This window comes from Erythrobacter donghaensis (genome assembly GCF_001557325.1).
Lineage (GTDB): Bacteria > Pseudomonadota > Alphaproteobacteria > Sphingomonadales > Sphingomonadaceae > Erythrobacter > Erythrobacter donghaensis_B.
Window position 1 is genome coordinate 1 of the sequence record NZ_LSJS01000236.1, and the last position, 8945, is coordinate 8945.

General features: G+C 69.1%; 3 protein-coding genes. 1 reads left to right on the plus strand and 2 read right to left on the minus strand.

The window, feature by feature from the left end; all coding sequences use genetic code 11:
- A partial coding sequence (locus AX692_RS14335; RefSeq protein WP_196491798.1) for a tyrosinase family protein occupies nucleotides 1–1079 on the minus strand: 1079 nt, incomplete at its 3' end.
- An 11-nt stretch (nucleotides 1080–1090) separates the two neighbouring features.
- On the minus strand, nucleotides 1091–6862 hold the full coding sequence (locus AX692_RS14340) for a hypothetical protein (protein ID WP_073976964.1): 5772 nt from the start codon (nucleotides 6860–6862) through the stop codon (nucleotides 1091–1093).
- Between the two features lie 450 nt (nucleotides 6863–7312).
- Here AX692_RS14340 and AX692_RS14345 point away from each other — a divergent pair.
- Nucleotides 7313–8945: hypothetical protein (locus AX692_RS14345; protein ID WP_196491799.1), on the plus strand; the 1633-nt coding region annotated here is incomplete at its 3' end.

An 8945-nucleotide genomic window follows, 5' to 3' on the forward strand; every position in this document is an offset into this window, starting at 1 on the left:
TCCCAGAGGCGGTCGATATTGCAATGATGCAGCCAGAAGATCGGATCGAGCGCGGCGGTGTCGGGATCGGTCATCAGCCCGAGACCGGCGGAATTGGACCGCCCGATCAGCACGTGCACGAGATTGTGCGGGAAGCTCTCGATCAGGCCATTGGTGGTGCCGCTCCAGCTGAAGCCGGTCTTCACGCCGCCGAACCCGGGGCTGCCCCCGCCGCCGGGGCCGGTGAACCGGCGTTCGGCGAGGGCATCGAGCATCCGGGTGCGGCCGTTGACGGTCTTGAAGTCGAAGGGTGTCGCACCGCTCAACTCGCCATAGCGCTGGGTGACGAACAGCGGATTGTCGCCGGTGCCGTCGGGCCAGTCGGGCGAACGGAACGCGGGCGGCAGGACGTTCTCGCCCGCGTTCATGTAGTTCCAGTAGGGCAGCGCCCAGGTCGCGTGCGGGCCGCCGAGATCCCTGATCGCCGCGCGGATCAGGTCCTCGAAGGCCTGCAGATAGCCGCGATGCCAAGGGAGGAAGTACCACGACTGGTGCTGGCACTGGTCGAAATAGGTCGCGACGTCGGCCGCCGAGGGGGCCGGGTCGTTCGGCAGGGGCCTGGTGATGTTGTAGCCGTCCCACACCGACCTGTTGATGCCGTGGATCGCGGCCATGAAGCGCCAGCTCGTCCGGTCGGCGAGGGCGCGTGCCTTGAGCGCCTTGACCGCGCGGGCATACCACAGCAGCGTATCGGGCCAATCGCCTGGCCCCAGCTTGTAGACATTGCGCCGGGTACGCACAGTTGGAGCCGCCAGCACCGAGCCCGGCTCGGCGACCAGCCCGGTGTCGATCTCGTCCCCACCGTTGATCCTGACCTTGAGAGTGTCGGTCGGCTGCGGCGGATTGGCGGCGTAGCCGGTGAAGCCGAGCCCGTGCTGGTCGATCCGGATCCCGGCGATTTCCTGCGCGCCGATTGCCGCGCTGACATCGGCATTGGGGCCGAAGCTCGCGGCCGCCCAGGCCTGCACCTGGTGCGCGCCCCAGGGCGAGGGGGTCGCGGCTGCCGGACCAACCCGGAACCCCTTGAATTCGATGGCCATCCCTGCTCCTCCTAAAGCTGGACCAATTCGATCGAATCGATCCAGATTTCCCCCGTGGCGGCTGCCGTATCAAAATCGATCTCGAGTCGGCGAATGTCCATCCGCGGATCGTTCACGACCGAGGTCTCGGGCGGCAGAGCGAACATGGCGGCGGTATCGAAGTCGATCGTGTGCATCACGATCTGCGTCGCGTTGATGTCCGGCCCGCCGCCCGGATCCTGCATCGGCTTGTGCCGCGGCCGCCCCAGCGGGCCCTTCCACCCGGCATAGACCGCCGCCGATCCGAGCTCGCCCGCCGTGCCCGCGCCGTCGATCATGCGCACGACGAAGTTGGGCTGCGCCATGGCGTCGATGCTGGCCTGTCCGGTGACGTCATAGGCCTGCCCGATCCGCATCAGGAGCCGCGTGTAGCGCGTCAGGTCGGCGCCGTTCCCGGCCGCGTCGGTGAGATCGTAGGCGAGCCGCGCGAGCGAGGTGGTCGCCGCGGCGACATCGACGATGCAGGCGCCGGTGGCATGGTTCACCTGCAGGTCGCGGACCGTGGCCGCTCCGGCGGCGGGCGTCTGCACCGGTGCGAGCGACGCGATCGCCATGATCGGATCGAGGGTGCGGGCGCCGAAACTCGCGCTCACGCCTTCGAAATCGTCGATCGTGAGGAAGCCGGTGCCGAAGTGCCATTGCTGCGCGACGTCGATCCCGCTTGCGGACTTGACCTCGCCGCTGCGGAACGCGGCCTGCCGCGCCGCGTTGCCGTTGAGGATCAGGTCGAAGAACGCCCAGCCATACTCCTTGAGCAGCGCCTCGTGCGCCGCTTCCGAAGCGGCTGCGGCGGGCACGTCGAGCGCGGTCGCGCCGCCGGTGGTGCGCTGCCATTCGCCGTGGTCGCTCCACACGGGATTGTTGAAGCGGTTGTGGGTGCAGGGCGGGGCGAAGACGAACGCCTTGTGCGCCTTGCAGCGGTCATAGATCCGCGGGGCCGCGCCGGCAAAGGCGAAGCCGCCCGCCCGCCGCGCGCCGCTGACGTCGCCGTCGAGCCCGCCCCAGATGCCGAGATAGGCGGTCTCCGGATTGTCGACCGCAACCTTGCTTGCCGCGGTTGCGCCGGTGAAGTCGGTCGGCGCGAGCGAGACCACGGCCTTGCAGGTGTAGCCCTTGGCCACGAGGTTGAGCTGGTGCGCACGGATCACCGCCTCGCCCCCGCGCGAATGGCCGAGCAGGCCGACCTTCGCGAAATCGACCGCATCCCTGAGGAAGTGCCCGGGGTCCGCGGCAATCGCCGCCTTCAGCGCACCGATCGCGGCATTGATCATGCGCGCGCGCCATTCCACCCACGATCCGGTCGCGTTGGCGAGATTGGTGCTGATCGAGAGGCTGATGATGCCCTCCGGCTGCGCCGCCAGATGTTCCTGGAGATAGCGGTAGCCTTCGTGATTGGGGATGCTGGAGAGCGTCCCGGTCGCTGCCGCCGCGCCGTTCTTGAGCGTCACCGGCTTGGGCTTGCCGGTCGCGACCAGCGCCTCGTGATTGCCGTGGACGATCACCGCCAGCGGCATGGCGCGCTTGCCCGAATGCGGGAAATGCACCGCCTTGGGCGTACCGGTAGAGGATGACTGCGCCGGATAGCACAGCCGCGCGTCGATCCGCGTCAGGAACTTCGCGGGATCGGCCGGATCGGGCTTGATCAGCCCCGCGTCCTTCGCCGCCTGGAGGAAATCGAACGGCTGGTTGCCGGCGAAGTCTGTCACCCTGCCGAAGGGATCGATCACGGCAAAATCGCCGGCCGAATTGACCGGGTAGCTGGCGAGCGCGGCGATCCGGGCATCCTCGAAATCGGCATGTTCGCTGACGTCATGGCGGCGCGTTCCCGCGGGCGGCGCGACCCGGGAGAAGGCATCGGCGACGAACGGCAGCGAGACCCACAGCGGCAAGTCGATCCATTCGGTGACCGGCGCCTTGCCGATCGCCAGCTCCTCGCCGATGGTCTCGAAGCTGACCGTTTCGGAGGTATCGCCATCCGAGCGGCTGACGGTCGCCTTGCCGTTGGGCGAACTGGCTGCATCCTCGACCAGCTTGGCGACGGTGTCGTTGCTGGTGGCGGGCGTTTCGGCGGGCGCGGGCGTCGCGCCGATCGACCCCATCAGCGCCTTCTTGGCCGCCGCCGAGGCCTGAGCGTCATCGAGATAGCCCGACTTCTTGGCCGATTCGATCTGCGCCAGCGTGCGGTCGAGCGTCATCGCCTTGTCGCGCGCCAGCGCCAGCGACACTGCTTCGCCCGCGAAGGCCTCGGCCGAGGTCATCGAGGCGGTGAGCGCGGCGAGCGCGTTCTTCTGGTTCTCGCTGAGGCCGGTCAGGTCCTTGAACACGTCCTTGCCCAGCGCCGCGAGCGCAGCTGCCATGCCGGTTGGCGCAGGCGCGTCGGGGATGGACTGGTACTTGATCAGCGCATCGGGAAAGGCGCTCGGGCGCAGACGGGCCGGCTCGGCGAAGCGGCTGTCGGTCGAGAGCGCGGCGATCGCCGGGGGGCTGTCGGGCAGCGGGAAGTCGGTCCAGCGCCAGAACCGGTCCTCCTCGATCGTCTCGCAGGAATTGCACGATCCGGTCACCGCCTCGCCGAACACGCCGCGCGTCGGCACCGAAAGGCGGCGCGGCGGCGAGGGGGGCTGGTCGTAGAGCCTGAGCAGCACCTCGCCGGGGTCGATCCGGCCATCCTCGCCCGCCTCGGCCAGCGCCTCGCGCAGCACCGGATCGAGCTGGAAGCCGGGCGCCACCGGCATCACCAGGCAATTGCCGAGCACGCCGATCAGCCGGTTCTCGACCACCGAGGCGATCGAGCGCCCGCCCGAGAACGGTGCCTCGAACCCGTCGAGCAGCATGAACCGCCGGTCGCGGTCCATCCCCAGCCAGATCGCGCGGTGATAATATTCGAGATTGTCGTTGAGGTGCCGCAGCAGCCGCCGCCGCGCCTGACGGTCCTGCGTGAGCTGGTTGCGCTCCTCGCGCCAGGTCATGCGCGAGGTGCTCATGAAGGCGGGATCGCCGGGCAGCAGGTCGTCGAGCACGCGGTCGCTGTTGAACAGGGGCGCGGCGATCCGCTCGGTGCGGTAGCCGAGCTGCGCGCCGACCAGCACCACGCTGGAGAAATCGGGGAGAGCATAGTCGGTGCGCACCTCCACCCCGGCGATCTGCGCGCGCGGGATGCGGTTGCCGATCGCATTGTCGTTGAGTGTCACCTCCATGATGTCGCCCTCGCGGTAGCGCGAGGCGACGGTGACATCGAATTGCGCCGGATGCGCGATCCCGTCGCGGTCGATCAGCATCACGTCGATGCTGTCGAGGAACGCGCGCGCGACCTGCGGGGCGATCTCGGTCTGGAAGATTCGGTCCTTCTGCGCCTCGTTGCGCCTGAACTGGTCGTAGATGAAATAGGGGCTGACCTTGATGATCGTCCCGAGCAGGCCCCACTGGGTCTGTTCGAGCACCGCGGCCGAAGCCTCGTCGGGATCCTTGGGCCGCGCGATCGAGACCCGGAAGCGCAGCCGGCCACTGAGTTCGGCGATCGGATCGTCGGCATAGCGCCGGTTGGGCGGCGTGGTCGCGGGATTGGACAGTCGCTCGATCGCATCGAAGCCGCGCCGGATCGTGCTGCTGGGACAGGCGCGCTCGAGGATCTCGCGCCAGCGCAGCACCTTGGCATCGTCGAACAGCCCCATCTCGAGCGGCACGAACAGGCACTCGCTGACCCCGGCGAGGCGCTCCTGCACGGCGAAGTGGCGCAGCACCTCGAAGTACTGGATCGTCAGCGCGTGGCAGCGGTTGTAGTTGGCGATGCTCTCGGTGATCGCGGTCACGTTCTCGGACTGGCTCACCGTGTTGACGACGGTGGAGCGCTGATCGCGCACGGCGGAGACGGCCTGCGAGGTCTGGTCGCGCAGGGCGTTCATGGTCTCGGCCGAGAACGCCCGTGCCGAATCCGCGCTCGCGCTGGAGCTTGCCCAGCCCGATCCCCCGCCGCCGCCGATCACCAGCGGCCCGATCGCCAGCCCCAGCCCGCCGCCGACCGCGCCGGTGGTGGCGCTCGAGCTGCCCGAAAGGTTCTCGCGGAAGGCCGCGTTGGCGACTTCGTTCATGTCGCGATCGCGCGACAGCGAGGCGGTCAGCTGCTCGCGCGCGTCGGTCGATTCCTGCCGCGTCGCGCTGTCGCGGCGGCTCCAGTCGAGCGTGACGATCTGCATCTGCTGGCCGGGCGCGAGCGGTATGCTCTTGACGAGGTCGCCGAGCGAATAGCCGTCGGCCTTCCATTCCTGCTTCAGGTGCAGGATATGCCCGTGGGCGACGCTGGTCGCCTGATAGAATTCGGGCGTGTGATCCCAGTCGATGCGATGATCGGCGTTGAGTTCGGTCCGCCCTGCGGTGCCCTTGGCCCGGGCGCCGAGATAGTCGCGCAGCGCCTCGGCACTGACGCGCCGCTCGGCGGTCATCAGCTTGTCGGGGGTGAAGCCGTCGGGATCCTCGATCGCGGCGCTCAGCACCGCCAGCGGCAGCTTGGCGAGCGCGGTTTCCATCGCGGTGACGGCGACCTTCTCGCTCGCGGCGTCGCGCCACAGCGCCGATGTGCCGACGCCGGCGGTCGACAGCTGGTCGGTCGCGATCCGCGCGCGCAGTTCCTCGGCGAGGCCCGAGGCGCGCAAGGTCGCGGGCTCGATCATGCGCAGGCTGGTCTCGGCAGCGATGAAATCGTCCTCGCGGGCCGAACTGCGGCCGGTCTTGACCTGGCGGGTCTGGAAGGCCTCGGTGTGCATCGCGATGGCCGAGGCGCCGCTGACCTGGGCGAGCGTGCCGACATCGAAGACGATCTTGCCCCAGTCGCCGGTCTTTGGCGCGGCGGGCTGACGGTCATCGGCGATCACCGTGCCGCGGATGGCCGGATCGGTGGTGCGCACGATGCGAAAGAAGTCGAACTCCTCGAGCGTGCGGTTGGGCCGGGTGAGCGACTGGCAACCGGTGCCGAGATCCTGCGTGAACACGTTGCCCTGCACCGCCAGCGCGGCGGCATCGGGCAGCGCCGGGATGGCGAGATCGCAATCGCATTCCTCGGCGAGGTCGCTCGCAACCGCCGGATCGACGCCGACGAGCAGCGGATCGGGCACCTCGCCGTCCTGGAGGACGATGTCGATCTCGCGCGCGGCAGCGCCTGCGCCGACCTTGAGCATCGCCACCGCATGCGGCCCTGCGGGCACCAGGGCGCGGAAATAGCCCTGCTTGTCGGACTGGCCGCTCCAGACCAGCCGCGCCGCGCTGTCCGGGCCCTCCAGCCACAGCGAGACCGGCAGGCCGGCGAGCTTGCCGATCTCGCCCGTGGCGATCAGCAGCCGCCCGGCGATCGCGCGCTGCGCCCGCGCGGCCGCAGCCAGGGCCGAGGGGCTGAACGAGGGTGACGGACGCCGGACCTCGATGACGAGATCCTCCCGGCCCCCGCCCGCGCGCGGCGCGATCTCGTCGAGCCGCCGCACCGCCAGGGTCTCGCCCGAGGGCGCGGTCACTGCGAGGCGTCCATCCGGATCGGCCACAGCATTGGACGTGAGCGTGAAGGCGAAGCTGCCGTCCTCGCCGACATTCTCGCGGCGCTCGATCAGTTCGGGCCCCTCGTTGGTCTGGTGCGCATAATGCAGGAGGATGCCGTAGCCTTCGAACCGTGCCGCACCGCCGCTGGCGCCGCCGTGCGCGCCATTGTCCGTGATGGCGACGATCCTGCCGCTCACCTGCCGATCCGCCTTTCGCGCCATGGCCCATCCCCTCACCCGTGACTAACGCAGCACCCGTGACGCCCGCGCAATCGCACCGGATTGCGCACAGCAGTCCGAGACAAGACCATCTAACGATGACTTACGCCAATCAGCCAAATCGATCATTGTTACGAAATCTTTTCGGAAGCGTGACTGCGAATCAACGCTTCCGGGCAAGTTTTGCTCGCGCTGGATAAGATATCAGCTTGCCGTCCAGCAATTGTCGATTTGCGACAATCCTGATTTGATCCTCGGCAATGTCGCAAAGCTACAATCAATAGGGGCGGTGTTGCCGGAATTATTCCAGCACATTCTGCCATTAGAGACTCAGGGCGTAGTCTTCGTCCTGCGTTGGCGCGCGGGGAAGATCGACCGCCCGGCTGGCATGGCCGACAGATTTGCGTCGCGGCGCGCAGAGCGGCCGGGCGGTTCAGCATCGGGGAGGTGGCAATGGCGGCGGAAGGCAGGCTGGTGGCGGCAGGTGGGGGCAGCTTTGCCAATCACTTCGTCGATCTGGGCATCATGGTCACGCTCGAGCCTGGCGGTGCGCCGGTGCCACTGTCGCTGAGCGCGCCGGTCGCCGCCGATGGCGCCTTCGTGATCGCGCTGCCCGATGGCCAGCTGGCCGAGCGGGCCGAGCTCACCGTGCGCGCGCCCGACGGCACGCGGCTGGTGCGCCAGACGGTCGAGATCGGCGGGGGCGAGAAGCTGCAGATCGAGGTCGAGCCGCAAGCCCCCGTCGGCGTCGCGGCAGCGCCCGATCCGCTCGATCCCGCCAACGGCCCCTTCGTGATCCGGGTGCATGTCATCACCCGCACGGACGGCCTGCCCGCTGCAAACCAGCTGGTCGCGCTGTGGGGCACGCCGCAGCACCGCGCCGCGGACGCCCCGGCGATGGCGATCCTCGCGGCCGACTATACCGACGCCGCCGGCCGCGTCCGGCTCGAATTCGCGCGCGCCGCCTTCGCCGCGCTCGAAGTGCGGCTCCCGGGGGCGGCCGGCGGCGAAGCGGTCGAGGCCGTGGCGCTCGGCAAGGAGGGCGTGCCTGAAGCCGAAGTGCGCATCGCTGCCGACTTCCCGCCCGCACCGGAGGTGGCGGCGGACGGCGCCAGCGAGAGCTCGTGCGCCTGCGAGACGATCGATGCCCCGCGCACGCCCGATCACACCGATCTGGTGAACACCCAGGGCGTGTTCGAGACCGATCTGTCGGGCGGCACCTGTCCCAGCCCGGCGGTCGCCAATCGCACGCTCGAGGAGTTCCGCTACTACGCGCTGGTGCGCACCACCGATCCGCAGCTGCCCGGCGTGCGCCTCGCCGATCGTCCCCCGCTGCCCGAGCGCGTGCTCGCGATGCTGGCGGAGCTGAGCTACGGCTTCGGCAGCATCGACGACACGCTGGGCAGCGGGCGGGCGGGCGTCATCGAGAAGCGCGGCGCCGCGCCCATGCAGAACTTCGATGTCCTGCGCATGCAATCGGCGGCCTATGCCCAGAGCGGCCTTGCCACCGTGCGCGCCTGGCGCGAGACGGCGGAGGGTGACGAGTTGCGCAAGGAAATCCTCGCCCGCGCCAGCGCCCTGTCCGAAGACACGCTGCGCCATGCGCTCGCCGATCCCGACGGCTTCACCCCGCTCGGCCTGATGACCGCCGAACGCCAGGCCGCGATCGACAATCTCCAGAAGTCGATCAAGCTTGCCAGCAAGGCCGGACAGGGCCGGACCCCGATCGCCAAGGGCAACATGCCGCAATGGGATGCGGTCGGGACGGCCTATCAGGCGATGTCGGTCGCGCACGGGCACATCCTCGAATGGCGGCAGGTGTGGCGCGCGGACGGTTACTCGCTCGGCGACCTGCTCTACTCGCTGCCGCTTGCGCCGGGGCAGAAGCGCCGGGTGTCGGTGGTCGACTGGGACCGCGAGGAGCGCGGCTTTCGCACCTCGCGGCGCACCTTCAGCGAGAGCTTCCGTGCCGATCTCGAGCGCAACCGGTTGATCAACGAGGTGGTCGATTCCACCGTCAACGAGGCCGTGCGCGCCGGATCCTCGGTCAACACCTGGGCAGCGGGCGGCGGTCTGGGGCTGGGGA